At 66.2% G+C, this 26,186-nt stretch carries 24 protein-coding genes and 1 pseudogene; 7 read left to right on the top strand and 18 right to left on the bottom strand.

Going from position 1 to position 26,186, the window contains the following annotated elements:
• Positions 1-128: 128 nt before the first annotated feature.
• From ACIBJI_RS41890 to thiO, 8 genes are all read right to left on the bottom strand, one after another.
• Complete coding sequence (locus ACIBJI_RS41890) at positions 129-893, bottom strand: adenylate/guanylate cyclase domain-containing protein (RefSeq protein ID WP_364359415.1); 765 nt, start codon at positions 891-893, stop codon at positions 129-131.
• Between the two features lie 528 nt (positions 894-1,421).
• Positions 1,422-2,180: an ABC transporter permease gene (locus tag ACIBJI_RS41885; RefSeq protein WP_364359350.1), complete on the bottom strand. Its 759-nt coding sequence runs from the start codon at positions 2,178-2,180 to the stop codon at positions 1,422-1,424.
• A complete protein-coding gene (locus ACIBJI_RS41880; RefSeq protein WP_364359353.1) occupies positions 2,180-3,187 on the bottom strand; it encodes an ATP-binding cassette domain-containing protein in 1,008 nt (335 codons plus the stop codon). Before ACIBJI_RS41880 ends, ACIBJI_RS41885 begins: the two co-directional genes overlap by 1 nt.
• 354 nt (positions 3,188-3,541) lie before the next feature.
• On the bottom strand, positions 3,542-3,853 hold the full coding sequence (locus tag ACIBJI_RS41875) for a hypothetical protein (RefSeq protein ID WP_397088732.1): 312 nt from the start codon (positions 3,851-3,853) through the stop codon (positions 3,542-3,544).
• Between the two features lie 198 nt (positions 3,854-4,051).
• Positions 4,052-5,212: a helix-turn-helix domain-containing protein gene (locus tag ACIBJI_RS41870; RefSeq protein WP_397088730.1), complete on the bottom strand. Its 1,161-nt coding sequence runs from the start codon at positions 5,210-5,212 to the stop codon at positions 4,052-4,054.
• A 447-nt stretch (positions 5,213-5,659) separates the two neighbouring features.
• Positions 5,660-6,421, bottom strand: coding sequence for a thiazole synthase (locus ACIBJI_RS41865; RefSeq protein ID WP_364359418.1), 762 nt, complete (start codon positions 6,419-6,421; stop codon positions 5,660-5,662).
• A 4-nt stretch (positions 6,422-6,425) separates the two neighbouring features.
• Entirely contained in the window at positions 6,426-6,638 is a 213-nt protein-coding gene (thiS, locus tag ACIBJI_RS41860; protein ID WP_364359362.1) for a sulfur carrier protein ThiS, read from the bottom strand.
• Positions 6,635-7,732 (bottom strand): glycine oxidase ThiO, encoded by a 1,098-nt coding sequence (thiO, locus tag ACIBJI_RS41855; protein WP_397088728.1) that lies wholly within the window; start codon positions 7,730-7,732, stop codon positions 6,635-6,637. The genes thiS and thiO overlap by 4 nt, the downstream gene beginning before the upstream one ends.
• Before the next feature lie 66 nt (positions 7,733-7,798).
• Here thiO and thiE point away from each other — a divergent pair, with 66 nt between their 5' ends.
• Entirely contained in the window at positions 7,799-8,506 is a 708-nt protein-coding gene (gene thiE, locus ACIBJI_RS41850; protein WP_364359368.1) for a thiamine phosphate synthase, read from the top strand.
• Positions 8,507-8,777: 271 nt separating this feature from the next.
• Here the strand turns inward: thiE and ACIBJI_RS41845 are convergent, their stop codons facing one another.
• Complete coding sequence (locus tag ACIBJI_RS41845; protein ID WP_396957633.1) at positions 8,778-9,485, bottom strand: NUDIX hydrolase; 708 nt, start codon at positions 9,483-9,485, stop codon at positions 8,778-8,780.
• Between the two features lie 114 nt (positions 9,486-9,599).
• On the opposite strand from ACIBJI_RS41845, the gene ACIBJI_RS41840 reads away from it, so the two are divergent.
• Genes ACIBJI_RS41840 through ACIBJI_RS41830 form a run of 3 tightly spaced genes read left to right on the top strand, consistent with a single transcriptional unit; the run spans position 9,600 to position 14,493 of the window.
• Positions 9,600-10,979 carry a hypothetical protein gene (locus ACIBJI_RS41840; RefSeq protein WP_364359373.1) on the top strand — a complete coding sequence of 460 codons (1,380 nt, stop codon included), beginning with the start codon at positions 9,600-9,602 and terminating at the stop codon, positions 10,977-10,979.
• Positions 10,976-11,953, top strand: a complete 978-nt coding sequence (locus ACIBJI_RS41835; RefSeq protein ID WP_364359376.1) for a glutamate ABC transporter substrate-binding protein — start codon at positions 10,976-10,978, stop codon at positions 11,951-11,953. The genes ACIBJI_RS41840 and ACIBJI_RS41835 overlap by 4 nt, the downstream gene beginning before the upstream one ends.
• Positions 11,954-11,958: 5 nt before the next feature.
• Positions 11,959-14,493: a serine/threonine-protein kinase PknG gene (locus ACIBJI_RS41830; RefSeq protein WP_364359379.1), complete on the top strand. Its 2,535-nt coding sequence runs from the start codon at positions 11,959-11,961 to the stop codon at positions 14,491-14,493.
• Positions 14,494-14,765: 272 nt separating this feature from the next.
• Here the strand turns inward: ACIBJI_RS41830 and ACIBJI_RS41825 are convergent, their stop codons facing one another.
• Positions 14,766-16,028, bottom strand: coding sequence for an acetate kinase (locus ACIBJI_RS41825; protein ID WP_396957636.1), 1,263 nt, complete (start codon positions 16,026-16,028; stop codon positions 14,766-14,768).
• Positions 16,029-16,140: 112 nt separating this feature from the next.
• Positions 16,141-18,213, bottom strand: a complete 2,073-nt coding sequence (gene pta, locus ACIBJI_RS41820) for a phosphate acetyltransferase (protein ID WP_364359385.1) — start codon at positions 18,211-18,213, stop codon at positions 16,141-16,143.
• A 132-nt stretch (positions 18,214-18,345) separates the two neighbouring features.
• On the opposite strand from pta, the gene ACIBJI_RS41815 reads away from it, so the two are divergent.
• Positions 18,346-18,849 (top strand): nitroreductase family deazaflavin-dependent oxidoreductase, encoded by a 504-nt coding sequence (locus tag ACIBJI_RS41815; RefSeq protein ID WP_364359388.1) that lies wholly within the window; start codon positions 18,346-18,348, stop codon positions 18,847-18,849.
• A gap of 141 nt (positions 18,850-18,990) precedes the next feature.
• On the opposite strand, the gene fgd is transcribed toward ACIBJI_RS41815, so the two are convergent.
• On the bottom strand, positions 18,991-20,001 hold the full coding sequence (gene fgd, locus ACIBJI_RS41810; protein WP_364359391.1) for a glucose-6-phosphate dehydrogenase (coenzyme-F420): 1,011 nt from the start codon (positions 19,999-20,001) through the stop codon (positions 18,991-18,993).
• Positions 20,002-20,680: 679 nt separating this feature from the next.
• Here fgd and ACIBJI_RS41805 point away from each other — a divergent pair.
• Positions 20,681-21,436, top strand: a complete 756-nt coding sequence (locus ACIBJI_RS41805) for an HAD-IIA family hydrolase (protein ID WP_396958000.1) — start codon at positions 20,681-20,683, stop codon at positions 21,434-21,436.
• An 18-nt stretch (positions 21,437-21,454) separates the two neighbouring features.
• Here ACIBJI_RS41805 and ACIBJI_RS41800 read toward each other — a convergent pair whose 3' ends face one another.
• The 4 genes from ACIBJI_RS41800 to ACIBJI_RS41785 all read right to left on the bottom strand — a co-directional run bounded on the left by ACIBJI_RS41800 (position 21,455) and on the right by ACIBJI_RS41785 (position 23,925).
• Complete coding sequence (locus ACIBJI_RS41800; protein WP_364359397.1) at positions 21,455-21,907, bottom strand: MarR family transcriptional regulator; 453 nt, start codon at positions 21,905-21,907, stop codon at positions 21,455-21,457.
• 57 nt (positions 21,908-21,964) lie between these two features.
• Positions 21,965-22,606: a DJ-1/PfpI family protein gene (locus tag ACIBJI_RS41795; RefSeq protein WP_364359400.1), complete on the bottom strand. Its 642-nt coding sequence runs from the start codon at positions 22,604-22,606 to the stop codon at positions 21,965-21,967.
• Positions 22,607-22,646: 40 nt separating this feature from the next.
• The gene (locus tag ACIBJI_RS41790) at positions 22,647-23,093 is read right to left on the bottom strand and encodes an RpiB/LacA/LacB family sugar-phosphate isomerase (RefSeq protein WP_364359403.1); all 447 of its coding nucleotides are present in this window, start codon (positions 23,091-23,093) and stop codon (positions 22,647-22,649) included.
• A gap of 88 nt (positions 23,094-23,181) precedes the next feature.
• Positions 23,182-23,925: an SDR family NAD(P)-dependent oxidoreductase gene (locus ACIBJI_RS41785; RefSeq protein ID WP_364359406.1), complete on the bottom strand. Its 744-nt coding sequence runs from the start codon at positions 23,923-23,925 to the stop codon at positions 23,182-23,184.
• A gap of 145 nt (positions 23,926-24,070) precedes the next feature.
• Between ACIBJI_RS41785 and ACIBJI_RS41780 the strand changes: the two genes are divergently transcribed.
• Complete coding sequence (locus tag ACIBJI_RS41780; protein WP_397088726.1) at positions 24,071-24,553, top strand: DUF456 domain-containing protein; 483 nt, start codon at positions 24,071-24,073, stop codon at positions 24,551-24,553.
• A gap of 86 nt (positions 24,554-24,639) precedes the next feature.
• Here ACIBJI_RS41780 and ACIBJI_RS41775 read toward each other — a convergent pair whose 3' ends face one another.
• A complete protein-coding gene (locus ACIBJI_RS41775; protein ID WP_364359412.1) occupies positions 24,640-25,530 on the bottom strand; it encodes an amidohydrolase family protein in 891 nt (296 codons plus the stop codon).
• A gap of 140 nt (positions 25,531-25,670) precedes the next feature.
• Positions 25,671-26,186: pseudogene (locus tag ACIBJI_RS41770) on the bottom strand (pyridine nucleotide-disulfide oxidoreductase); the annotation flags it as partial.

Raw genomic sequence — 26,186 nt, 5'->3', positions numbered from 1 at the left:
CCCGTCGCGGGACGGCGCGTTGGACGGGCGGGCGCGGCGGGGGGGTGTCTCGCCGGCTCGGACGCGAGACACCAGGGGGCCGCGAACACGCCGCGCCGAAGGCGCGGCCAATAACAGAGCCGCTGCAATCAAACAGAGCTCAGGCGGAAGATCCGCAAATCCTCCGGCACCCCACTCAACGGTGCGGCGAAGAAACTGCGCCTGTACGGCTTGACCGAGTACCCGAGTTCTTCGAGTGTCTCCGGCGCGAGGGACTGCAACGTCGCATGCGAAAGCATGGTGTTGCCATTGCCTCCGGCCTCCATCACCCGAGCGGCAATCGTCACATCCACACCGAGCCAGTCGCCGCCGATCTCGCGCGGCGAGCCGGTGTGCAGTCCGATCCGCATCTGCGGGCGATAACCGCGCACACTGACGTCGGCCAGATTCCGTTTCGCCTGTACCGCAGCGCGCACCGCGCGATCGGCCGAGGTGAACACGGCCATCACGCCGTCGCCCATTCGCTTGACCACCTGACCGCCGCGATCGGCGATCGGCGGTTCGATGGCTTTGGCTACCCCGCGCAACAATTCGAGGGTCGCCTCATCGCCTGCAGAGAGCGACCAACTGGAGAACGCCACCAAATCGGTGAACATCACAGTTATTTCTTCGCTACCTCGGCCGCGGCCGACGCGCTCCAACATCGCCTGCCAGACCTGCAGTGCGCCGAACCCGATTTCCCGGGCCGCGCTCGGCGTATCGCCGACCAACTTATCCGCCGCGCGCGCCACCGCGCGGGCGCCGCCGGGACCCGAAACCGAAAGCGGGTCACCGAAAGACGGGTCACCTGGCAGTTGTTCGCGCGCCTTGCGTAGCACACCGATGATGTCGGGCCGCTGGTTCGCGGCATTCATCAAGGCGGAGAACTGTCCGCGTCGAATTCCCGAGCCGGGACGACGAGCGGATCGGTCCTCGTCGGCGGGCACCAACGGTATGGTCACCTCGGACGAGCCGCCCCCGTTGTCCTCCGGCTCCATCCCCGGCTCAGCACCGCCGGAAGGTGTTTCGGTCACGCCCCGAGCGTATCTCAGCCGACCAACCGTCGGCGGGTTACTTATTATCGCCACCTGCGCCCCCTCGATCAGACTGAGCGGGCACTTCGACGGGTCCGCCAATGGATAACTCACTGGTTGCTGAACCCCGAGCGTAGCCAGGGCTGATTCCGGACGGAAGCGGTGCCGGGCATAGTTTCCGGGATGTTCACATGCCGCCCGGATTGTCCCGAATACATACACCGGCCCGGTGTGGAAGGGGATTCACACACCGGGCCGATGACACATCGTCCACCGGGCAGTGGCAGACGGTGCGCGGGGCGTCGGACCTCCCGACAAGGTCGGCACCCGTCACCCGAGCGGCGAGGGAGGGCAACTCGGGTAGTTCAATCATGCATCGCGTTGGTTGACCATAACCAGTGCACCGCCAAAGACAATTGCCACGAAAACCGCGAAGTAGAGCAGACCGCCCCACGGCCCCCAGTGCCAGTTCGCCGTCGATTCCGACGCGCTGTAGAAGTGGCTCGCATTCGCGAAGGGCAGGAACGGCTGCACATTGCGTCCGAAGCTGCCGAAGGCGCCGAGCAGCGGCTCGATCAGCAGCGGCCAGAGCACGATCAGGGAAATCGCTGCGGCCGATTGTCGGACCAGCACACCGATGCCGACCGCGAGGATCACGCCGAGGAACGTATAAATCGGAATGCCGTAGATCTCGCGCCAGGCATCACCGCCGGAGAGCGTCAGATTGTCGGCCGCACCACCACCGATTGCCTTGGCGATCGCGTAGGCGGCGAAGGCCAGCACAATCGTGAGCACCGCGCCGTACACGCCGACCAGCCCCGCCTTGGTGGCGATCACCTTGGCGCGATGCGGTGTCGCCTGGAAGGTGGTCCGGATGATGCCGAAGCGGTATTCGCTGGTCACGGTCAAGGTGGCCATGATCATCAGGACCATGACGCCGAATCCGCTGATCCCGCCGACCGCCGTGGACACGGTGAGATCGAGCGCGTTCTCCTGGCCCGATGACGAGCGGGCCACCGCCGCGAACAGCGCGGCCAGGCCGAGTGCGAGCACCACCACGATCGCCGTGCACCACCACGGCGACCTCGTCGAGGTGAGCTTGATACGTTCCGCTGCCAGCACGCCCATCAGAGCGCACCTCCCATCGCTGTGTAGGGCGCGGGGCCCTGCGGGGTTACGCGAGCCGCCGCCTCCGGGCCTGACGCTCCCACCGGGTCGAAGCCTTCGGCGTGGTACTGCACCGCGCCGCCGGTCATCCGCATGAATGCCTCCTCCAGCGAGGCCCGCTGCGGCGCCAATTCGTACAGCGTGATGTCGTTCGAACCAGCCAGTTTGCCGACCGTGTCACTGGTCACCCCGGCCACGACCAATGCGGCGCCGTCCTGGCCCGTGCCGTCCTCGCGGACGGTCATGCCATTGGAGGTGAGCAGACTGCGCAACTGCTCGAGCTGCGGACTGCGCACGCGCACCGACTGTTCCGAGGCGCGTTCGATGAATTCCTGGGTGGTCGAATCGGAAATCAGCTGACCGCGCCCGATGACGACCAAATGCTCTGCGGTCTGGGCCATTTCAGAAAGCAGATGGCTGGAGACCAGCACCGTACGCCCCTCGGCCGCGAGCCGCTGCATGAACCGGCGGATCCAGAGGATGCCCTCGGGATCCAGGCCGTTCACCGGCTCGTCGAACAGCAGCACCGGCGGATCGCCGAGCAGTGCCCCGGCCAGGCCTAGCCGCTGCGACATGCCGAGGGAGTAGCCACCGGCATTCTTGCCCGCCACCTCGGACAGGCCGACCAGCCGCAGCACCTCGTCCACCCGAGACATGGCGATGCCATTGGAAGCGGCCATCCACTGCAGATGCGCGCGGGCCGAACGGTTCGGATGCACCCACTTGGCATCCAGCAGCGCACCGACGGCACGCAGCGGATGGTCCAGCTCGTGATACGGCTTGCCCTGGATCAACGCGGTGCCCGCGGTGGGCTTGTCCAGGCCGAGGATCATCCGCATGGTGGTGGATTTACCGGCGCCGTTCGGTCCAAGAAAGCCCGTCACCTGTCCGGGTCGAACGGTGAAGGAGAGATCTTGAACCGCGACGGTCTGCCCGAAATGCTTGGTCAGGCCCCTCAGCTCGATCATGGTGCCAGCTTTCCTCATTGCGCTGCCATGCGCGTCATTAAATGGTGCCGATTTCAATCATCCTCGAGGATGACGAACGATCCCATCGGCCCCGGGCCGCATCAGGGAATCACCCTGAACCATCTACCCGTTAACGAGCCGGGGCTCGGAGCCGCCCGCATCGGACGTGAGCGGCGACCGTGCGCCGCAAACCCATCGTTGGGTCCGGAGCCAGCACCATGCCGTAGTCGACCGGGGGCCTTGTCTACTCGTCCTCCTCGTCATCGTGGCCATGGGGCGGCCAGCAAACCGCGCCGACAAGCACCGCCAGCGGCAACCCAACCGCCATGGCCAACCCGAACGCAACCGTACCGCTCACCACAGCTGCCTGGCAGGCGCGACCGCCGCCCAACGATGGAACGAAAGTCGTGGCAGCACGATCTCCACATCGGCCACACTCATGATCGCGTTCACCGCAAGCACATTCAGGTGTTCGAGCGACGGTGTTATCACCGCATCGACATCAGCACAGCGCACCTGGTCGACAAGCGGAAGAGGCGAAACCTCCGGCCAGATCAGCGCATACCCGAGCCGCTGCGCCAGCCGCCGCACCTGCGCCGCATCCCAGTCCTCCGCCGAACTGATATCGAGGTCCACCCATCCCAACGCGGTCGGCTCTTCTCGCATCGCATGTACCCCCTCGTTGGCGTGGTGGGCACCCGCCGCCGAGGTGCCGAAGGCATCGACCCGGCGGCGCGTGCTACCTCGAGCGTCACACTGGGGACCTATGGCACTCAATGGCACTTTGCCGAGCGACATTGCTGAAGTGCCACAACGAAGTCACGCGCCCAGAGCCCTGCGGGCAGTCGAAAGGTATTGGCGCGCTTAGTATTCCAGACAGACCAGATCGGCCAGCTCGCGCATTTCATTGGTCAGTGTGCGCCGCCGGGCGATGATTCTGCCGACCAGATCCCGAGCCATCCGCTGCTCGATCAGCCACGGCCGGGCTTCGTGAGACAAGCGGAACAGGGTTTCGAACGCCGCGTCGTAGCGACGCAACTCGATATGCGCGTGCGCGACGTCCAGCAGATGCCGATTTCGGTTGTCCGACGTCGGCCGCAGACCCGCCGGTACGTTGCGGGCAAGTCGGAGCGCCAGGTCCGGGCGATCGTCCACGACCGCGTTCTCCACCCGTTTCATCGCGACCGTCGCCGGGTCGAAAGTTGTCCAATACTGGTGGTAGCCGCCCGGTTGGCGGCGGACCGCGACCGCTCCGGCCTGGGCGAGCCGCATCATGTCGTCAGCCTCGTCGGACCGGTTGTCCCGGATGGCCGCGGCAGACGCGCGCAACAGCAACCAACCCCAGGTAGAAATCTCCTGCGTGGTGGCCACCGACAGTCGCGGCTCAACCCGATCGGCCCATTGCGTTGCCAGCTTGCGAACCTTTTCGAACTGCCGCTCGACCAGCAGCAACCAGCACAGGGTCACCACAGCCGACGCCGCGTCGAGCACATTGCCGGTCGCCTCAGCTTCGGCCAGCGAGCGCTCGAGCGCCACCCGTGCCGGCTGCAGCTGGCGGGTCTGGACCAGCACCGAACCGGCAAGTTGCAGAATCCGCGACCGCATGAGTGGAGACCCGGCGTAGCCGTCCTCGATCAGCCGAGGCAATACGGCGGCGAGCCGCTCGTATTCGTTGTCGTGGTACAGCTTCACGGCTCCGGTGAGGGCTTCCTCCATTGCACGATCGGCCACTACCCCGCCGTCCTGCCCAGAGCTCGGCGACAGGATTGCCGTACGGGTCGGCAGCCAAAGATTGCCACCGCCACCCTCCGGTGCCCCTGGGTTCGGGCCGAGCAACATCGACACCGGGCACTCCAGTGCGACGGCCATCCGGCGCAGGGTCTCGATCCGGGTGTCGTCGCGCTCACCCTGCTCGATCTTGCGGACCAGCGACACCGAGATACCCGAAGCCTGTGCAAGCTGCCGCTGTGTCAGTCCGCGCCGCTTCCGAACCGATTGCAGGCGTTCACCGAGATCCGCGCCCATGATCCGAGCCTACGGGGATGTGCATGCGCCCGTACGAGTTTGCGCCGCTTGTGGCGCCGCTTCACGCACCCGACCTGCGAATACCGGCACGAGCACCGAACCACAGGCGACGGCGTCACCGCAGACTCAGCGCACCGGTGACGACGCCTCGGCCCAAAAGGGTTTTGGTGCTCCGGCCTGCCCGACGCGCCAGGTGACCGAAGGTGACCCCATTGCGCACAGCCGCCGCCACTTTCGGGTGCCCCCCGTTTCGGCCCGACCACCCCAGTCACCAGCCACCCCAGCGCGACGGCCATACGCACCCGCCCGTCACGCCTCCGGCTGCTGCCGCGCATTGATTCGCGCGCCACGCACGAATTCGCGCGAAATAACATGCGTGGCAAGCGAATCGCTGCGCCGGATGGTGCTATCGGCCGCAGGCATGCGTCAGCGGCGGGTGGTCCCGGCTCAGCGGGCCGGTGAGGAGGCTTGGGCCCAGAAGCGTTTGGGGATGCGGCCTGCGTGGCGTGCCAGGTGACCGGCGGTGACCGCATTGCGCATCGCAGCCGCCATGAGGGCGGGCTGCTGGGCGCGGGTGACGGCGGTGGCGAGCAGGACTGCTGAGCAGCCGAGTTCCATGGCCAGGGCGGCGTCGCTCGCGGTGCCGATGCCCGCGTCGAGGATGATCGGGACGCCCGCGGCGGCCACGATCATCTCGATATTGTGTGGATTGCCGATGCCGAGTCCGGTGCCGATCGGGGCGCCGAGTGGCATGACGGCGGCGCAGCCGGCATCCTCCAGTCGGCGGGCCAGGATCGGGTCGTCGGTGGTGTACGGCAGCACGATGAATCCGGCGTCGACCAATTGCTCTGCGGCGGTGAGTAATTCGATCGGATCCGGCAGCAGGGTGCGCTCGTCGGCGATCACCTCGAGTTTGACCCAGTTGGTGTCGAGTGCCTCGGCGGCCAGTTGCGCGGTGAGCACGGCCTCGGCGGCGGTGCGACAACCCGCGGTATTGGGCAGCGGCGTGATCTCGAGGCGTTTGAGCAGATCGAGCACGCCGGTGCCGCCGACGGCGTCGACCCGGCGCATGGCGACCGTGGTCAGCTCGGTGCCCGAGGCGATCAGCGCCTCCTCCAGCACGGCCAGATTCTCGGCGCCGCCGGTGCCCATGATGAGGCGAGAGCCGAACCGCTTGCCCGCGATCTCCAGTGCGTCAGGGGTGTCCAGTGCTTCAGCCACCCTGGACCGCCGTCAGCACTTCGATCTCCCAGCCGCGCCCGACCGGCTCGTCCCAGCGGGACTTCGGGAAAACCGCACCGTCCACCGCGAGCGCGACGCCCTGCGACGGCAGCCCGAGCTGGTCGAGAAGTTCACGCACCGTGAGGGATCGGTCGAATTCGTGGTCCTGCCCGTTCACCGTGACACCGATGGGGACCGAGGTCATCGAACTCCTCCTGCAGATATTGCCGGTGACGGCGAGTGCGCCGTCGAAAAACGTTGAGGGTCGGCGGCTTTCGCATCAGGGAGCGGTGCGCCGTCGAGCAGGCTCAACACCGCGTCGACGGTGAGCGGTACCGCGAGCATGCCGTTGCGGCCGTGACCTGTGGCGGCCACGAGCCGGTCGGTGAGCCGCCCGATCAAGGGCAGGTTGTCGGGGGTGCCCGGCCTGGATCCTGCGCTGGCCTCGGCCAATTCGTATTCGCCGATACCGGGCAGTATCGCCTCGGCGTCGGCGATCAGGTCGCGGACTCCGGCGACGGTCACCGTCGTGTCGAAGCCCGCCTCGTACTGTGTTGCGCCGACGACGATTCCGTCCGCGCGGGGCACCAGGTAGACCTGCCTGCCGTGTACCCGCGCGCGAATCACGCGCTGTGGCGGCGGTGTCGCGCCCGGACGATGGCGCAGGCGCAGGATTTCGCCCTTCACGGGGCGGACCGGGAGTTCGGACCACAGCCCCGACGATGCCGCGCCCGCGGCGAGCACTATTTGGTCGTGCGACAGTGCGTCCACTCTTTCGACCGTTTCAGCACGCACCTCGACTCCTGCTTTCCTGCAAGCCTTTTGGAGCGCGTCCAGGAGTCGGCGATTATCGATAGCGGGTTCGGCGGGGGCGCGCAGACCGGCGCGCACGGTGCGTGCCAACGCGGGTTCGAGCGCGCGCACACCGGCTCGGTCGAGCACTTCGAGCTCATGGCCTCGAGCACCGACCCATTCGGCCACCGCGCGCAGATCGGCGGCATCCGCGCCATCCAGCGCGACGGTCAGGGTTTCATCGGCGACGAATACCGATACACCGGTCGTCGATTCGAGTCGCGCGGCGAACTCGGGCCAGCGGGCCAGCGAGGCCGCGCCGAATTCCAGGACCAGATCCTCCCCCGGCCAGCCCTCGGACATTGGTGCGAGCATCCCTCCGGCAACCCAGGAGGCGCCGGACCCGACGGCGGGATCGAATACGGTGACCGACCAGCCCGCCTCGGCCGCCCGCCAGGCGGCGGCGAGTCCGATGGCGCCGCCACCGACGACGGCCAGAGTCCGCATCAGATCCACCTGCCCTACTACTCACGCTATTCGCATCCCCACGGTAGCGCGACTACGGTCGAGCACGTGCAACCCTCCCACCAGTTCCGGTCCCTACCGCCCAGGGAGCGTTTGGCTACCGCCCGGCTGTATCTGTGCACGGACGCACGCAGGGAGAAGGGCGACCTGGCCAAGTTCGCCGAGGCCGCGTTCGCGGGCGGTGTCGACATCATTCAGCTCAGGGATAAGGGTTCCCCCGGTGAGGCGAAGTTCGGCCCGCTCGAGGCCAAGTCCGAAATCGGCGCACTCGCCGAATTGAAGGCCGCGGCCCGCAGGCACGGCGCACTGATCGCGGTGAACGACCGCGCCGATATCGCATTCGCCGCCGGAGCCGATGTGCTGCACCTCGGACAGAACGATCTACCGCCGTGGTATGCCCGACGCATTCTCGGCCCCGATGTGGTGATCGGGCGCTCCACCACCAACCGGGCGCAAGCCGGGCTCGCCGCGATCGATGACCACATCGACTACTTCTGCACCGGACCGGTGTGGGCGACGCCGACGAAGCCGGGACGTCAGGCGGCAGGCTTGGAGCTGGTGCGCTCCACCGCCGACGCCCACCCCACCCGGCCGTGGTTCGCGATCGGCGGCATCGATGCCGAGCGACTACCCGAGGTGTTGGCGGCGGGAGCGCAGCGCGTTGTCGTGGTTCGCGCGATTACCGAGGCGCACGATCCGGAGGCAGCGGCACGGCAGCTGAAGACCGCACTTCTGCAAAACGCTCGGCTCGGCTAGATCTCACCCAGCGCTACCCGCACGCAGCGGCGCGACAACTCCAGCCAGCTCTGCAGCAAAACGCCTAGGTCGGCGGCGACTCGGCGCGCGGGAACCCGAGGTGACATTGGTCGGTCAGCACAGCCACGGCCTGCCGAGTGCGAAACCGAAGCACCGCCCCTCGCCCTGGGGCCTGCCGATCACGAACTCGAGGCGACCTGCCCAGCACGACTCGAAGTTGTATTGCCGCATTTCAGCGCTGCGGAGAGGTGGGGCTTTCGTACCCCCATCTTCAGGACAGCACCTGGACTCGGGTAAGCGCCAAGATCGAATCGGTCGGGGCGATCGTCGAATTCGCATCCGGCCGCAAGGCATCCGTCGAAACCATATCCGCATCGACTATGCGGGCGTAGGCACCAGGTCCTTCGGGATCGGAGTGCAACCAGACGAAGCCTTGATCGGCGAGGTCAACGGTGCGAGGCAGCGCGGCCGCGACGGTATTGGCGTCGTCCACGTCGATATCGTCGAGGCAGACGCGCGCCGGGGCCGCCCGCAGCGCAGGCCAGGAAACGGCGAAGCCGGGGTGCAGCGGATGGCTGTCGACCTCGTCCTCGGGAACCCAGGCCAACGCACTGCTCTCCCGGTTGCGGCTGGTCGGCAGCGTCATCACCGCATCGGCCACCACGGTCGTGTAAGTCCAGCCGCTCAATGCCGTCGCGGTGATTCGCTCTCCCCGCACCCGAACATCGGCGGGATCGATACCCGCTTCCTCCCATGCCTCGCGGACCGCGGCGTGCACGGGGGTCTCGTGGCTGTCACGAGCGCCGCCGGGCAGCGCCCAAGTGCCGCCCTGATGACTCCACGGCGCGCGGTGCTGCAACAACACCGCCGAAACGCCGCCGGCGAGCGGCGCGCGCAGTAGCAGTCCGGCCGCCCCGAAGCGGCCCCAATGCCGCAATCCGTCCGGGCCGCGTGACCAACCGTCACCGTCACCACGCATCTGGTTACCATCCTCATCTAGCCGTCGCGCGGTTGTTTCACACGCCACGGCGCCGGTAAGACCACAATAAGCTCCCAGCAGGAGCACATGTGCGCACCAACCGGGGAGGTGGAGATGGCAGCGCTCGATTCGACGACGGCCCCGCGGCCGCCGTCGGTCACGGCCGATGTCGGGCCCGAGCGGCTGGACGTGCCGCGTGAGGCCGGGCTACGTGCCCATCTGGACCCGGCCAACCTACGATCGTTCGCGCTATCGACCCCGGGTCGGCTGATCGCCATCGGTCTGCTGCTCATCGGCCTGTGTCTGGCCGCGGGCGTGATGACCGCCGCGACGGTGAGCGATCGGCAGCAGTCACTGGACATCCTGCTCGACGACACCGAGCCGGACGCGAACTCCTCCCATCACCTCTACACCTCGCTGTCCATCGCCGATGCCGCGGCGAGTACCGCGTTCATCGCGGGCGGTCTGGAACCGGAGACCGTGCGCGACCGCTACAGCCAGGCATTGGGCGAGGCATCGGCGGAATTGGTGACGCAATCAGGTCACGCGGCCGGACAGGCCACCGATGACGATCCGGACACCCGGCTGCGCACGGGCATCGCCACCGGCCTGCCGGTCTACTCTGGTCTGGTCGAAACCGCCCGTGCGAACAATCGCAACGGGTACCCGGTCGGCGCCGCGTACTTGAGCGAGGCATCGAATCAGATGCAGACCGTCTTGCTGCCGATGGCCGCACAACTGCAGAGCCACCGCTCCGATGCCGTGAGCGCGGCCCAGCGGCATCACGTGCAGCCGCCGTGGTCCGCGATCGGCATGCTGATCCTGGCGCTCGCAGCGCTGATATGGGCGCAGTTCGATCTGGCGAAGCGCTGGCACCGCGTACTCAATCCGGGACTGCTGCTCGCCTCGGCCGGGGTGCTGATCCTGTTGGCGTGGACGCTGATCGCCGGATCCGTATCGGCCGCGGAGATGATCGGTGGCCGCGATGACGGCGCGGTACCGAGTTCCCGTTTGACCGAGAGCCGCATCCTGACCCAGCAGGCGCGTTCGGCGGAGACGCTGAAGCTGGTGCGCCGCGACGCCACCGGCGACTACGACCGCACCTACGAGTCCAGCGTCACCCGGCTCGACGAACTGCTCAGCGGCTATCCGTCCGACGCACCCGCGGCCGATGAGATCACGAAAGCCCGTGCGGCACTCACCCGTTGGCGAGCGGCCCATCAGCGCATGAACGACACCCTCGCCCGCGGTGATTTCGTCGGGGCGGCGACAGTGGCGACCGGACCGGGCTCAGCGGATGCCGCGGCACAGGTGGAATCGCTGGACCGGGCACTGGGACTGGGCCTGGATGCGACGCGCGATACGTTGCGCGACAACATCTCCGGCGCGGCCCGGTCACTGAACTTCCTGGCGCCGGGCGCGATGGTGCTCGGAATACTCGCCGCGGCCTATGTCGGCCTCGGTATGTGGCCGCGACTTCGGGAGTACCGATGAACCGCGTGCGCGGACTGCTCGCCGCGCTCGCCGCAACCACCCTGCTCGCCGGGTGCGCGGCGGGCTCGGACACGATCGATACCAAGACCACCAAATACACCGAACCACCGCTGCCCGCCAACGCCGTTTCGATATCCACGGATTCACCGATTCCACCGGAACGCGACGAGCAGTGCGGCGATCCGACCGCGAGTCTGCGGCCTACCGGGGCGGGTGCGGCCGCCCACGGACCGACCATCGATGCGATTCGCGCCCGCGGTCGGCTGGTGGTCGGATTGGATACCGGCAGTAACCTTTTCAGCTTCCGGGATCCGGTCAGCGGCACGATTGTCGGGTTCGATGCCGATATCGCGAGGGAGGTCGCCCGGGATCTGCTCGGTAGTCCGGATCAGATCGAGTACCGCAGTCTCGGGTCCGCGGAGCGCGAGAGCGCGCTGCAGAATCACGTCGTCGATATCGTCGCCAAGACGATGACGATCAACTGCGAACGGCGGCAAAGGGTCACCTTCTCGACCGTCTATCTGCACGCGAATCAGCGTGTGCTCGCGGTGAAGAATTCCGGTATCCGAAGTCTGGCCGATTTGGCCGGTAAGCGGGTGTGCATCGTCTCCGGCACCACCTCGCTGGACCACATGCGCCGCGAGCAGCCGGGCGCGACCATCCTCACCGTGCCGACCTGGGCCGACTGTTTGGTCGTGCTGCAGCAGCGTCAAGTCGACGCGATCAGCACCGACGACGCGATCCTCGCGGGTCTGGCCACGCAGGACTCGTCCTACACCGAATTGGTCGGCCCCAGCATCAGCGTCGAGCCCTACGGCATCGGAATTCCCAAGGGCAACGACGATCTGGTCCGCTTCGTCAACGGCACGCTGGAGCGCATCCGCAACGACGGCACCTGGGCCCGGCTTTACCAGCAATACCTCATCGCACTGGGCCCGGTCCCACCCGCGCCCGTCCCGACCTATCAGGACTGACGGCGATGACATCACCGCACGATGCCGCCGATTCGACCGAGAACGAGCCGCAGGAATTCACCGAGGAATCCGGAGAAAGCACCAGGGCGACCGCGTTCTTCGAACAAGCCGAATCCGGCTCCGCGGCCATCGAAACGATCAGGTGGTCACCGAGCACCGGACCCGAGGCCGAAACCCCGCATACCGGGGCGGCCGAGGGTGCCAGTGCCGCTTCCGGTGAAACGGTTCGGCACCAGCCCGCCTCCGCCGAGACGATCCGTGACCACCGCGCCTCCCCCGAGACCATCCGCCGCCGACCCCCCTCCGGCGAAACCGTTCGCCGTGACCATATGGCCGCCGAATTCACCGTCGGCGCATGGAATGCCCCGGAGCCGACCTCCGCCGCAACCATGCGCACCTCGGGCCGCAGCGTGCGCACCGCGCGCTCGCGACCGACGACGCGCAAACTCGGTGCCGGACTGGTCACGATCCCGAATATCCCGCCCGCCGATCCACGCACCGCGGTGCTCGCCGAACCCGTTGTCTCCGAGGGCAGGCGCTTCTGTTGGCGCTGCGGCAACCCGGTCGGGCGCGCCACCGCGACCCGCCCCGCGATGACCGCTGGCACCTGCGAAACCTGCGGTGCGCCATACGATTTCCGCCCGTCGCTGCACGAGGGCGATCTGGTTTCGAACCAGTACGAAGTCCAGGGCTGTATCGCGCACGGCGGGCTCGGCTGGATCTACCTCGCGATCGACCGCAATGTCAGCGACCGCTGGGTGGTTTTGAAGGGCCTGCTGCACGCGGGCGATACCGAGGCCCAAGCGGTGGCCGTCGCCGAACGCCAATTCCTCGCCGAGGTAGCACATCCCAGCATCGTCAAGATCCACAACTTCGTCGAGCACACCGGCCCGGACGGCGAGTCGATCGGCTACATCGTCATGGAGTACGTCGGCGGTCGCTCACTGCGCGATATCCTCGACACCTACCCGCGGCCGCAGCGGATGCCGGTCCCCGAGGCGATCGCATATCTGCTGGAGATCCTGCCCGCGCTGGAATATCTGCATTCGATCGGGTTGGCCTACAACGACCTCAAACCCGACAACATCATGGTCACCGAGGACCAGGTCGAACTCATCGACCTCGGTGCCGTCACCACCCTCGATGCCTACGGAAACCTTTACGGCACCAGAGGTTTTCAGGCGCCCGAGATCGCCAGGACCGGACCGACGGTGGCGTCGGACATCTACACGGTCGGGCGGACGCTGGCCGTGCTGACGCTCAGTATGCCGATGGAACAGGGACGGTATCTCGACGGCATTCCCGACCCCGGCGACCATCCGGTGCTCGAACGCTACGAGTTCTTCCACCGCCTGCTGCTGTGTGCGACCGATCCCGATCCCGAGCGCCGCTTCCCCTCCGCGCGCGTCATGTCCGCGCAGCTGGCCGGGGTACTGCGCGAGATCCTCGCCATGAACACCGGTGCCGAACATCCACAGCTGTCCACAGTTTTCAGTCCACAGCGCGCCAGCTTCGGCACCGAGGAGTTGATCAGCCAAACCGATGCCTATGCCGACGGCATCGCCAGAAGCAACCTGCTGCGCGCCGACGAAGTGGCTGCGGCACTTCCGGTTCCGCTCATCGATCCGACGGACGCATCGGTGCCGGTGCTCGCAGCCGTGGCACATCCGGAACCGAACGACGCGCTTGCGGCATTGCAGGAGGCACATGAGCGTGCCGTAGCCGATCCCGAAAAGCCCCAGGAGACATTGGATCTGGAGCTGACGCTGGCCGAGGCCAAGCTTCGACTCGAACTCGGTGAATCGGCGGCGGTGCTGCATATGCTGTCGCGGCTGCCCAGCGATCACGATTGGCGCATCGACTGGTACCTGGGCCACGCTCAGCTGCTGGAGCTGGATTACGAGCAGGCCTATAACAGCTTCGATGCGGTGCTGCGGGTGCTGCCCGGCGAGATCGCCCCCAAGCTCGCGCTCGGCGCGACCGCGGAACTCGTTCTGCAGCATTGGGATTCGGTTGACCACGAACAATGGCGAGCCTATGCCGAGAAGTTCTATGCCACCGTCTGGCGCACCGACCGTGCCGTGGTGAGCGCCGCCTTCGGCCTGGCCAGGCAGTCGTCCGCGGCGGGTCAGGTCGAGGAGGCCGTGCGCGCGCTCGACGAGGTGCCCGCCGCCTCCCGGCACTACACAACAGCCCGGATGACCGCGGTGTGGCTGTTGCTCACCGCCGCCCCGATCGCCGAACTCCCCGAATCCACCCTGCACCTTTCAGCTTCGCGCGTGGCCGGCCTGCCCAGCGGGGAGAGCCGCGCGATCCAGATGCGCGTGCTCGTCCTCGGTGCCGCGCTGACCTGGCTGCAATCGGGCAATACGCCCGCGAGCGACGACGCCACCCTCTTCGGCGCGCCGTTCACCGAGCGCGAGCTGCGCGCGGGCACCGAGGCCGGGCTGCGTGCGTTGGCCCGCAGCGCCCCGGGCCGCAACCACCGCTACGCCCTGGTAGACCTGGCGAACTCCATTCGAGCCAAGACCTGGATCTAGGCGGGGAACAAAGCAAACCCGGCCGGGAGGGAACTCCGGCCGGGCTCGGATCCAGATTCGCGGAGCAGTCGGCACACCGATCATCCCCGGGTTCCGCGCGATTCCGGCCCGCCCCGGGGGCAGCCGGGGCGGGCGCATCGGGAGTGGCGAGGGCATCGCGGTCCCGATAGCGGCGGAGGTTCCGCCCCGGTTTCGGCGTCCGGCGCGAATCTGATCCGACACCAATACTGCCGCAGCGACTGTGAGGATTCCGTGAGGTTTTCTAGGCCCGCTCAATCAGCCCGCTGAGCTGCGACAACTTGTAGTGCGGCCCGCGCGATCGCCAGTTCCTCATTGGTCGGCACGACCAGCACGGCGACCTCTGCGCCCGGCGCGGAGATATGCCGGGCGGCGCGATCCTTGGCGAAATTGCGGTCCGGATCGACTGCGATGCCGAAACGGGACAGTCCGGCGAGTGCGTCGGCGCGGACCTGCGGGCTGTTCTCGCCGACGCCCGCGGTGAAGGTGATGGCATCGACGCCACCGAGCTCGATCAGGTAGGCGCCGAGATAGCGGCGCAGGCGGTGGATGTACACGTCATAGGCCAGGCGGGCCGCGACGTCACCCACCTCGATCAGCCGCTGCAGCTCACGGAAGTCGTTGACGCCGGACAGGCCCTTGAGTCCGGCATTACGGTTCAGCATTTCATCGATCTGGTCGACATCCAGGTGGGCCGCACGGACCAGATGCGCGATGATCCCCGGATCGAGATCGCCGCCCCTGGTGCCCATCACCAGCCCCTCCAGCGGGGTGAAGCCCATGGTGGTGTCGATCGGGTGTCCGCCGCGGATGGCAGATGCCGATGCGCCGTTGCCGAGGTGGAAGATAACCTGGTTCAGGTCGGCGGGATCTCGATCGAGCAGCGCGGCGACGCGACCGGAAACGTACTCGTGTGACGTGCCGTGGAAGCCGTACTTCCGGATGCCCTGCGCGGCAGCGAGTTTCGCGTCGATGGCGTAGGTCTTGGCGGCTTCGGGCAGGCCATGGAAGAACGCGGTATCGAAGACCGCCACCTGCGCTACCCCGGGCAGCAGTTCGCGCGCACTCTCGATGCCCGCGACATTCGCCGGATTGTGCAGCGGCGCAAGCGAAGACAGGTCGGATATGGTCGCGACCACGGCATCATCGATGAGCGTCGGCCGATAGAACACCTCGCCGCCGTGCACAACGCGGTGCCCGACCGCGCGCACATCGGCGGTGGCCAGATCGTGGCCGGATTCGGCGAACACATCGAAGACCAGCCGCAGCCCCGCCGTGTGATCGGCGATCGGCTGGCGATGTTCGATGGTTCGGCCATCGACCTGATGCTCGATCCCGGCCTGCTCCTCACCGATCCGATCGACCATGCCGGAGGCGGCGACCACACCCGACTCCGGGTCCAGCAGTTGGTATTTGATCGACGACGAGCCGGAATTGATCACCAACACCAGATCATCGCGCCCACCCGTCGCCTGACCACCGCCGCTTGTCGAATCGCTCCGCGATGCCGCGTTCATCACACCTCCTGCGTTTCGTGCGTTCCCCGCACTCGTTCAGCAATCACAGTCGCCGCCAGTGTGGGAAGCCATGGTCTCCGCATCGAACGACCGCGTCGAGAGTCGGTTCGCATCAACCCTCCTGCGCCTGGATCGCCGTGATCGCAACGGTATTCACGATGTCGGCGACGAGCGCACCGCGAGACAGATCATTGACCGGTTTGCGCAGCCCCTGCAGCACCGGGCCGATCGCGACCGCACCGGCACTGCGCTGAACCGCCTTATAGGTGTTGTTACCGGTGTTGAGATCGGGAAACACGAAGACCGTTGCGCGCCCGGCCACTTCGGAATCCGGAAGTTTGGTGGTGGCCACGGTGGGTTCGATCGCCGCGTCGTACTGGATCGGGCCCTCCACCAGCAGCTCCGGTGCGCGCTCGCGGACCAGTTTGGTCGCGACGCGCACCTTGTCCACATCGACGCCACTGCCGGATTCACCGGTCGAGTACGACAGCATCGCGACGCGCGGATCGATGCCGAAGCGGGCCGCGGTGTGCGCGGAGGAGATCGCGATATCGGCCAATTGCTCCGAGGTCGGATCCGGGACGACGGCGCAGTCGCCGTAGGCGAGCACCCGATCGGCCAGACACATGAGGAACACACTGGAGACGGTTGAAACCCCCGGCACGGTCTTGATGATCTCGAAGGACGGCCGGATGGTGTGGGCTGTGGTGTGCGCGGCACCGGAGACCATGCCGTCGGCAATGCCCTTGTGCACCATCATGGTGCCGAAATACGAGATATCGGCCATGGTTTCGCGGGCACGCTCCAGCGTCATGCCCTTGTGCTTGCGCAATTCGGTGTACTGCGCGGCGAATTCGTCGAGGTAACCGGAGGTGCGCGGGTCGAGTACCCGCGCTGCCGAGATATCGACACCGAGTTCCGCGGCGCGGGCACGCACCGCCGCCTCGTCACCGAGAATGACCAGATCGGCGATCTTGCGCTGCAGTACCCGACCGGCGGCGCGCAGAATCCGGTCGTCGTCGCCCTCGGGCAGCACAATGGTCTTGCGGTCGGCTCTGGCGCGCTCGATCAGCTGGTATTCGAACATCTGCGGCGTCACTACCGACGTATCCGGAATCTCGATGCGCTGCAACAACTCCGACGCGTCGACATGCTGTTCCATCAGTGCCAGCGCGGTATCGACCTTGCGCGGACTGCCCGCCGACATGCGGCCGCGGGTGCGGAAGGCCGCGCTCGCGGTGTCGTAGGTGCCGAGCTCGGTGGTGAGGATCGGCAGCTTGGGTTTGAGCCCGTTCATCAGCCTCGCGATGGCCGGATGCGGCAGCATGCCACCATTCATGATGATGCCCGACAGCGACGGAAAACCTTCCGCCTCATGCGCATTCACGACACTGAGCAGTACGTCGGAGCGATCGCCGGGCGCGATGACGACGACACCGTCGACCAACCGCTCCAGAATATGTTCGGCCGTCATGCCACCGACCATGATCTTCAGTGCCTCGCGGTGCAGCAATTCGACATCACCGCTGTACATTTCGCCGTCGATCGCGGTACACAGCTCGGCCATGGTGGGCGAAATCAACAGTGGCACTTCAGGTAACGTCCAGGACGGCACACCGAAGGCCGTCAGAGCGGCACCTACTTCGTCCAATTGCCCTGGATCGCAACGGTTGGCGATGATGGACATCAGGTGCGCGTGTTCGAGGGACAGCTCGTGCGCGCATAACTCGGCCAGCTGCTCGACCTCGCCCGGGGTACGGCCCGCACCGCGCACCACCAGCAGTACGGGTGCGCCGAGGTTCACCGCGATGCGGGCGTTGAAACGCAACTCGCTCGGGCTGGCCACATCGGTGTAGTCGCTGCCGACGATCACCACCGCATCACACAGCTTCGCGACTTCGTGGAACCGCATGACGATCTCGCTGATCGCGGCATCCGGATCCGCGTGTACCTGCTCGTAGGTAACGCCGATGGCCTGCGCGTAATCGATATCGGCGGTGCTGTGCTCGAGCAGCAACTCCAGGATGTAATCCGGCTCGGTGGTCGAGCGGGTGATCGGCCGGAATACGCCGACCCGGGCGGTGGTCGCGCACAGCATCTGGAGCATGCCGAGGGCCACCGTCGATTTTCCGGTGTCACCCTCCGGAGATGCGATGTACACAGCGGATGGAGCGGAGTCGGCCATGTCCGAGAGCTTAGTGAATCCGCCGCTACCTCGACCGTTCGGCGAGACGGCGATCACGAATTCCTATTCGCACCGACTGTCGGGCTGCGCGCGCAAGGTTTGGTGAAGCACCGATCCGGATATAGTCCGGGGATGGCTGAGCAGTTTCCGAAACGGCAGTGGGGTTCGAACACCAATTTTCTTGCCCGCCTGGCGACCAAGCTCGCCTCCACCAAACCCGGGTCGTGGCTGATTCGGAAGGTCACCCCGCTGGATCGGGCCATCCTCCAGCGCACGAATGCCAAGTACACGCTCCTCGGCCCGATCGGCGCCCCGGTCATGCTGCTGACCACCACCGGCCGCAAATCCGGCGAGCCGCGCACTCAACCGCTGCTCTGCCTGCACGACGGCGACACCATCTACGTGATCGGCAGCAACTTCGGCCAGCATAAGCATCCAGCCTGGACCGAGAACCTGCTGGCGAACCCGAATGCCACCGTCGCCATCGCAGGCCAACGCATCCCCGTGCGCGCCACCCTGGTCGAATCCGACAAGGACGCCCTCTTCGCCCGCTTCGCCGAAATCACCAGCGCCTACAACGTCTACCGCACCCGCACCACCCGAGACCTCCGCATCTTCGCCCTCACCCGCGCCTGACCCGAGTCGAATAATCGCCGCACCACCGCGCCTCGGCAGCGCCGAAGGTAGTCAGATGGTCGGTGCGGGACCCGGCCGAATATCGGCGGACGGAGCCCAACGACATTCAGCCGGTACCGCCGCGATCGGAACAGCCGCGCCTCAGCCGAGGGCGCGGAGGCGGGGGGCCAGGTCGCGCTGGAAGAGGTCGAGGAAGCGGGACTGGTCGTGGCCGGGGGCGTGGAAGACCAGATGGTTGAGACCGGCGTCGAGGTAGGGCTTGATCTGTTCGACGGCCTCGTCGGGATCACTGGCGACGATCCAGCGCTTGGCGATCTGTTCGATCGGGAGGGCGTCGGCTGCGGCCTCCATTTCGATTGGGTCGGTAATGGAGTGCTTCTGCTCGGCGGTCAGCGACAGCGGTGCCCAGAAGCGCGTGTTCTCCAGTGCCAGTTCGGGATCGGTGTCGTAGGAGATCTTGATTTCGATCATCCGATCGATCTGCTCGACGGTGCGCCCCGCCTTGGCGGCGCCCTCCGCGACGGCGGGCATCAGCTTCTCGGTGTAGAGGTCCATGCCCTTGCCGGAGGTGCAGATGAAACCGTCACCGGCACGGCCCGCGTAGCGCGCGACCAGCGGTCCGCCCGCGGCGATGTAGATCGGAATGCCGCCCTTGGGCACGTCGTAGATCGAGGCGCCGACGGTCTTGTAGTACTCACCGTCGAAGTCGGTGCGCTCACCGGTCCACAGTGCGCGCATGAGGTCGACGGATTCGCGCAGCCGGGCGAAACGCTCCTTGAATTCCGGCCATTCGCCGGTGTAGCCGGTGGCTATCTCATTGAGCGCCTCACCACTGCCGACACCGAGCATGATGCGGTCAGGGTAGAGACACCCCATGGTCGCGAAGGCCTGTGCGATCACGGCGGGGTTGTAGCGGAAGGTCGGGGTGAGCACCGAGGTACCGAGTTGGATGCGCTTGGTGCGCTCGCCGACCGCGGCCATCCAGGCCAGCGAGAACGGTGCGTGCCCGCCCTTGTGTCGCCACGGCTGGAAATGGTCGCTCACGGTCGCGCTGTCGAGGCCGTGTTCCTCGGCCGCCACCGCGATTTCCACCAATTCCCGCGGTCCGAACTGTTCTGCCGACGCCTTGTATCCGAGCTTGAGATCACCCATATGCGCCACTCCTGTCGCTTCGCTCAACGGTCCGTGCGGGAGTTTCCGCACACCGTCGGCCGCCTGAATCCCGCGACCGCATCCCGGTACAACCGCAAGGGCGACACGGGAGTTCCCGAGCCGCGATCGGCCTACCTGAGCGCTGCGCGATCGGTTCTCACACGGCCTCCCCTCGACCATAGTCAGCCCGAGCCAGCGCGATGTGCAGGGTCGCGCTACGCGAGCGCATTAGGTGATTCGCCCACACATAACCAGGGGGCATGGCGCATACCTCGCAGTGCCTGTTGCCGAATTGTGGCGGATTTTGGCCGTGACATAAGTCAAGCCGCTATTTCGACGGCCGCCACGCAATCATGCTCAGCCGGAAGTGATTGATCCCCCGAGGGTGACGATGATGTGATGGAATAACCGCTCGGCGGAGCATTCGGCACACCCCCCAACTTCTGCGGGATGCCACCACTTGTACAGCTTCGCTCTAGAAAGTGCGCCGCGCGGTGTCTCGCGCACAGCTCTGACGTCTGCGGGATATCCACCGCTTGTACAGCCTTGCCCTCGAAGGTGCGCGGCGCGGTGTGGGGATGGTCGCACCTGACCTGGTATCCCAGCGGTGAGCGGGCGGGTAGCCGACAATTGACCCGTGAGCACACCAGATGAACCGATCCTGTCCTACTTGACCGATATGGATGGGGTGCTGGTGCACGAAGACCATCTGGTGCCCGGCGCCGACAAATTCCTTGCCGAGCTGCGCAGCAACGAGATCCCCTTCCTGGTGCTCACCAATAACTCCATCCGCACGCCGCGCGACCTGCAGGCCCGGCTGCGCCACACCGGACTCGATATTCCGGAGGAGGCGATCTGGACATCGGCGCTGGCCACCGCGACCTTCCTCAACGACCAGCGCCCCAATGGAACCGCCTACGTCGTCGGCGAATCCGGCCTGACCACCGCACTACACGAAATCGGTTATGTGCTGACCGATAGCGATCCGGACTACGTGGTGCTCGGCGAAACCCGCACCTACTCCTTCGAGGCGATCACCACCGCGATCCGCCTGGTAGACCGGGGCGCCCGCTTCATCGCCACCAACCCGGACGCGACCGGACCGTCCCGCGAGGGCCTGCTCCCCGCGACCGGTTCGGTCGCCGCACTGATCACCCGCGCGACCGGTAGGGAGCCCTACTACGTTGGAAAGCCGAACCCGCTGATGATGCGCTCGGCACTGCGCCGGATCGGCGCGCATTCGCAGTCGACGGTGATGATCGGCGACCGGATGGACACCGATATCGTCTCGGGCCTCGAAGCGGGCATGCGCACCGTCCTGGTCACCACCGGCATCTCCACCCGCGAGTCGGTCGAGCAATTCCCCTACCGCCCGACCCTGGTCGTCGATTCGGTTGCCGACCTGGTCGGCCGAACCGACAAACCCTTCGCCTGACCGGCGCGGGTTCGCTGATCAGGCCTGGTCGGTGATGGCGTCGAGCGCAGCGGAGAGTCGGGTCATGACCTGCGCGGTCAGGGCGAATTGCTCGGCACCGAGTTCATCGGCGAGCCGTTTCGCCATGACGGCATGCTGTGGATTGATGCGTTTGATGGCCTCGCGACCCGCCTCGGTGACCGCGACGAGTTTGGCCCGGCGGTGCGCCGGATTCGGTTGGAACTCAGCAAGTCCCTTGTCCACCAACAGGTCCGCGATGCGCTGCACACTCTGTCGGGTGATCCCCATCGCTCGGGCGATTCCGGCGACCGGCAGTGGTTCGCGCAGCACCGCGCCGAGCACCTGCCACCACGCCGCCGTAATTCCGCCGGGCGCGGCCAATTCCTCTGCGATGGCGAGGAATTGACCGTTCAGCTGAAACGAGGTGATGGCGACGCTCGCGAAGAGTTCCTGCTCAGGCGTGTCACTCATATCGGAACTCCTGTTCTGCACGCCTTCCTGGATCGGCGGTTCTCTGCGGATTCTTCCTCACACGGAAGCGGTGGCCCTATGCGCCTCGTACTCCGACAGTGCGGCGAACGCCGCCGGATCACTGTGGCCGAACAAGCGATACCACGCGTCCAGCACATGCGGTTCATAGACATCGAGCCTGCGCAACACCTCGCGCGCGAATTCGAAGGGCGCGGTCGGACCTGCCGTGATGAGATCGCCGTCCAGTACCGCCGCCTGGTCCAGATAGCGATCGCCGCCCGAATATCCGCTGTAGGCAAGGTATTCCGCGGCAGCACCGGTATGGGCGTGATTATCGAGGAGCCCTCCTTTCGCCAATCCGAAGGTGGCACCGCATATCGCCGCGACCGGAACCCCCGCATCCAGAAACTCCCGCGCCTTGTGCACGAAGGGCACGAGTTCGCCAGTCTCCCAGGTGTCAGCGCCGGGCAGGATCAGCATCGCGCTCGCGGCGGGCGTGAGATCGGCGAGCACCACATCCGGCACGATCCGCATCCCACCTGTCGTAATGATCGGATCGGCGGTGAGCCCAACGGTCTGCACTTGGAAGGTTCCTGGCGCTTTCTGCCAGCTGGGCCGATTGATATGCGCGGTCGCCGCACCGACCTCCCAGTCGGCGAGCGTGTCGTAAACGGCCATGTGAACTGTTTTCGTCGGCATGACAGTATGCTGTCATATTTGACAGCATACTGTCAATGCCTCAATGTCCGCGTTCGATCTTCGCCAGATGTGCGATATTGGCGCGATCCTCCACATCAGCACTCGGCTCACCGCCGAACCACGCGTCAAGAATCTCCGTCAGCTCTGCCCGGGAAGTCGAACGCAGGCTCAGCGCAAGCACATTCGCGTCATTCCACTTCCGGGCACCAGCGGCGGTCGCCGCATCCCCACACAGCGCGGCCCGGACCCCCGCCACCTTGTTGGCGGCAATAGAAGCCCCCGTCCCCGTCCAACAGCACACCACCCCCTGCTCCGCCCGCCCCTCGGCCACATCCCGCGCGGCCGCCTCACTGGCCCAAGCCCAGTCGTCGCGCTCACTATCCGATAGCGCCCCATGCACCAACGTGTCGAACCCCCGCCGCCCGAGCTCCACCACCAGCTCCTCGGCCACCCCAACCCGCTCATCCGCCGCAACCGAAATTCGCATACCCCAAGCGTAATAACGCCCCGACCACACAGCCCCACAAAACGGCGAGTGGCCCGTCCCCTGTTCCGAGGACGGGCCACCGCGCCCGTCACCAGGCAACTGGGCCGAGGCGATCGATGAAGATCCCGGTCGGCCCGTCGGCGTCGATCATCGCGAGTTCGACGATCGAATCGGTGCCCTCGGTAACCGTCAGCTGTCCGGTGTGATGGTTCATGTCGGTGGCGGCAAACTTGCGATTCGCGACCTCGCCGGGAGTGGCGACATTGAATTTGATCTTCGGAAGCGCCTGGGCGTACCGCACGGTAATCATGTTCAGCGCCGCTTTCGACGAGCTGTAGGCGAGCTCGTGCATTTTCGAGACGGGCTGATCCGGATCGGTCACGACCGCGAAGGAACCGCCACCACTGGACACCATCACCACCCGTGGATTCTCCGCCGCCTCCAGCAAGGGCAGAAACGCATGCGTGACCCTGATCGGTCCGTACACGTTGGTGTCGTAGACGGAATGAATTTCGTCAGCCGTCGCGTCCGCGGGCGCGACAATATTCCCCGGTGCACCGGCGTTGTTGATCAACACATCCAGCCGGTCGGTGTGCTCGCGAACGAGCCGTACCGCATCCGACACCGATTCCTGCGAAGTCACATCCAGCGGCACCATCACGACGTTCACCCCCTCAGCGGCGAGTTTGTCGGCGGCGGCCTGCCCTCGAGCTGCGTCACGCGAGCCGAGGAACACCGTCCACCCCTGTTCCCCGAGCCGCCGCGCCGCTTCGAGACCGAGTCCCTTGTTGGCTCCGGTGATCAACACTGTGGTCTGTTCTGTGTTCGTCATGCCCACTAAGACGGACGGGGCCGCGCACGCTGTGACAACCTGTGAGCGGCCTCACAAACGCCGGGAATCGACACCGTGCACCGATCCGGCGAATGGGCCAGAATCCTGGCAGCGTGACTAGACGCGGAAAGCGGAGGGACCGGCAGTGTCAGCTTGGGGTGAGGTCGTTGTCGGCCTGGTAATTCTGGTCGGTCTGGTCGGGATCATCGCCCCGATTCTGCCGGGCGCAATTTTGATCTTCGGCGCCATTGCCGTGTGGGCGTTCATGACCGGGGGCGCGACAGCGTGGACCGTATTCGCCATCAGCACAGCGTTCTTGGTGCTGTCCGGGGTCATCAAATACACCTGGCCGGGCCGGAAGATGAAGGATGCGGGTGTATCCAATCGCGCGCTGTTCATCGGCGCGATCTTCGGCATCGTGGGCTTCTTCCTCATCCCCGTGGTCGGGTTGTTCGTGGGATTCGTTCTGGGCGTATACCTTTCGGAGCTGCAGCGGCTTCGCGACAACCAACCCGCTTGGCAGGCAACGGTTCACGCGCTCAAGGGTGTGGGCCTGTCGATGCTCATCGAACTCTTCGGTGCGCTGCTGGCGACCGGGGTGTGGGTCATCGGTGCCATCGTGACCTGAGTCGAGGCCGGGCATCGATGGCGTTTCCCGCCGCCGGGCTCCGGGCTACGAGGTCATGTCGGCGATGACGCTGATGATCGTCGTACTCACTCGATGGCAGGGAACGGAATCGTGTCCGCCGATTCGAGCTTCGGCAGCTCATCACGCCGCAGCGGCAGCGTCGGCTGCTCGGTGCGGCGGATCGGCAAAGTGGGCGTCGGATCAGCCGGAATCGCCCGTTGGCGGGCGGGCAGTCGATAGAACGCCCGCGCATTGTCCTCCAGCACCTTGAACATATCGGTGCCCACCACATCGCAGATCAGATCGACATCGGAATCCTGGAACGGCCGCCCGGCGCGGGTACCGGGCAGATCGGTGCCGAACATCAGCGCCCCGGGATTGACCGCGTGGATCCGGCGCAGCGTATCGGCCACCTTCATCTGCACCCGCCCGAAACCGGTCGCCTTCACCCGCGCCCCGCGATCAACCAGATCCAGCAGATAGGGCAGACCCTCCTCGGACATACCGAGATGGTCGATGGAGAAAACCGGCAGCTTCGATATCACCGGCCGCATGGAGGTGAGCATGTTGCCGTCGATATACACCTCGACATGCCAGCCGACGAGGTCGTGCGCGCGCAATGCCTGCAACGTCATCGCGGTGATATCCGCGGCCGCGCGCTTGACGTTGAATCGCAGCGCCCGTACACCGATCCGATCGAGTTCGATGATCTCTTCGTCGGTGGCGTCCGGGTCCAGCGCCGTGACGCCGACCCACCCCTCGCCGAGCTCGGCCAGCGCCGCTTTCAGGTAGGTCTGATCGGTGCCTTGGAACGATCCGCTGACCACGGCGCCACCACCGACATCGAAGCGCGACATGCGCTTTCGATAATCGGCGATGGTGAACGGGTCGGGCAGGTAGCCCTCGTTCTCGGCCAGCGGGAACCGCGGGTCGAAGATGTGGAGATGGGCATCGAACACTTGTACAGAATGCCTCATTGCATCGCCTCCCGCCTAAGGTGGGAGATTTCTGGCTCATGCCGCCCACTCACTCGGCGAGCGCTCGAATCCGCCCTGCGGGACGGGGCATCCGCGCCACGTCTTCGGTGAAGGATTTTCCGTCGCCGCCCGGCGGTGGACTAGACCTTGTGCGGCTCGCTGGCGCGCAGCATGTCCTCGCGCTCGACGACCTTGACACGCTCGCGGCCCTCCGGCTCGCCGAGGGCGCGCTCATGCGCGTCGAGGCGGTACCAGCCCTGCCAAGTGGTGAACGGGATGCCCTTGCCCTCGAGGAATTCGGTGACCGCATCCAGTTCCGGCTCGGCGGCCGGGGTGAAGTTCACGCTGTCGTCGAGCAGGCAGGCTACGGTCTCGTTGGCATCGCCCTTGGTGTGGCCGATGAGTCCGACCGGTCCGCGCTTGATCCAGCCGGTCACGTAGGTGGCGGGCAGATAGCGGTCCGCACCGTCGGCGTCCTCGTCGGCGAGGACACGTCCGGCCTCGTTCGGGACGACCCCGGCCTGATCGTCGAATGGCAGGTTGGTGAGGTTCTGCGACAGGTAGCCGACGGCGCGGTAGACCGCTTGGATGTCCCAGTCCTTGAACACGCCGGTGCCCTTGACATTGCCGGTGCCGTCGAGCTGGGTGCGCTCGGT

The sequence above is a fragment of the Nocardia sp. NPDC050408 genome (assembly GCF_044458905.1).
GTDB lineage: Bacteria > Actinomycetota > Actinomycetes > Mycobacteriales > Mycobacteriaceae > Nocardia.
The sequence above is the reverse complement of the archived record's forward strand: the minus strand, read 5'-3'. Positions and strand labels throughout refer to the sequence as shown.

What these genes read in the sequence shown, in the direction of transcription:
- ACIBJI_RS41880 (WP_364359353.1), bottom strand. Translation starts at nt 3,187, where the DNA reads ATGATCGAGCTGAGGGGCCTGACCAAGCATTTCGGGCAGACCGTCGCG.
- ACIBJI_RS41845 (WP_396957633.1), bottom strand. Translation starts at nt 9,485, where the DNA reads ATGCGTGGTGACGGTGACGGTTGGTCACGCGGCCCGGACGGATTGCGG.
- ACIBJI_RS41885 (WP_364359350.1), bottom strand. Translation starts at nt 2,180, where the DNA reads ATGGGCGTGCTGGCAGCGGAACGTATCAAGCTCACCTCGACGAGGTCG.
- ACIBJI_RS41870 (WP_397088730.1), bottom strand. Translation starts at nt 5,212, where the DNA reads ATGGGCGCGGATCTCGGTGAACGCCTGCAATCGGTTCGGAAGCGGCGC.
- ACIBJI_RS41890 (WP_364359415.1), bottom strand. Translation starts at nt 893, where the DNA reads ATGAATGCCGCGAACCAGCGGCCCGACATCATCGGTGTGCTACGCAAG.
- thiO (WP_397088728.1), bottom strand. Translation starts at nt 7,732, where the DNA reads ATGCGGACTCTGGCCGTCGTCGGTGGCGGCGCCATCGGACTCGCCGCC.
- pta (WP_364359385.1), bottom strand. Translation starts at nt 18,213, where the DNA reads ATGGCCGACTCCGCTCCATCCGCTGTGTACATCGCATCTCCGGAGGGT.
- ACIBJI_RS41800 (WP_364359397.1), bottom strand. Translation starts at nt 21,907, where the DNA reads ATGAGTGACACGCCTGAGCAGGAACTCTTCGCGAGCGTCGCCATCACC.
- ACIBJI_RS41815 (WP_364359388.1), top strand. Translation starts at nt 18,346, where the DNA reads ATGGCTGAGCAGTTTCCGAAACGGCAGTGGGGTTCGAACACCAATTTT.
- thiS (WP_364359362.1), bottom strand. Translation starts at nt 6,638, where the DNA reads ATGACCTCGGTCCCCATCGGTGTCACGGTGAACGGGCAGGACCACGAA.
- ACIBJI_RS41805 (WP_396958000.1), top strand. Translation starts at nt 20,681, where the DNA reads ATGGATGGGGTGCTGGTGCACGAAGACCATCTGGTGCCCGGCGCCGAC.
- ACIBJI_RS41875 (WP_397088732.1), bottom strand. Translation starts at nt 3,853, where the DNA reads ATGCGAGAAGAGCCGACCGCGTTGGGATGGGTGGACCTCGATATCAGT.
- ACIBJI_RS41825 (WP_396957636.1), bottom strand. Translation starts at nt 16,028, where the DNA reads ATGAACGCGGCATCGCGGAGCGATTCGACAAGCGGCGGTGGTCAGGCG.
- ACIBJI_RS41790 (WP_364359403.1), bottom strand. Translation starts at nt 23,093, where the DNA reads ATGCGAATTTCGGTTGCGGCGGATGAGCGGGTTGGGGTGGCCGAGGAG.
- ACIBJI_RS41775 (WP_364359412.1), bottom strand. Translation starts at nt 25,530, where the DNA reads ATGAGGCATTCTGTACAAGTGTTCGATGCCCATCTCCACATCTTCGAC.
- ACIBJI_RS41785 (WP_364359406.1), bottom strand. Translation starts at nt 23,925, where the DNA reads ATGACGAACACAGAACAGACCACAGTGTTGATCACCGGAGCCAACAAG.
- ACIBJI_RS41830 (WP_364359379.1), top strand. Translation starts at nt 11,959, where the DNA reads ATGACATCACCGCACGATGCCGCCGATTCGACCGAGAACGAGCCGCAG.
- ACIBJI_RS41840 (WP_364359373.1), top strand. Translation starts at nt 9,600, where the DNA reads ATGGCAGCGCTCGATTCGACGACGGCCCCGCGGCCGCCGTCGGTCACG.
- fgd (WP_364359391.1), bottom strand. Translation starts at nt 20,001, where the DNA reads ATGGGTGATCTCAAGCTCGGATACAAGGCGTCGGCAGAACAGTTCGGA.
- ACIBJI_RS41795 (WP_364359400.1), bottom strand. Translation starts at nt 22,606, where the DNA reads ATGCCGACGAAAACAGTTCACATGGCCGTTTACGACACGCTCGCCGAC.
- ACIBJI_RS41835 (WP_364359376.1), top strand. Translation starts at nt 10,976, where the DNA reads ATGAACCGCGTGCGCGGACTGCTCGCCGCGCTCGCCGCAACCACCCTG.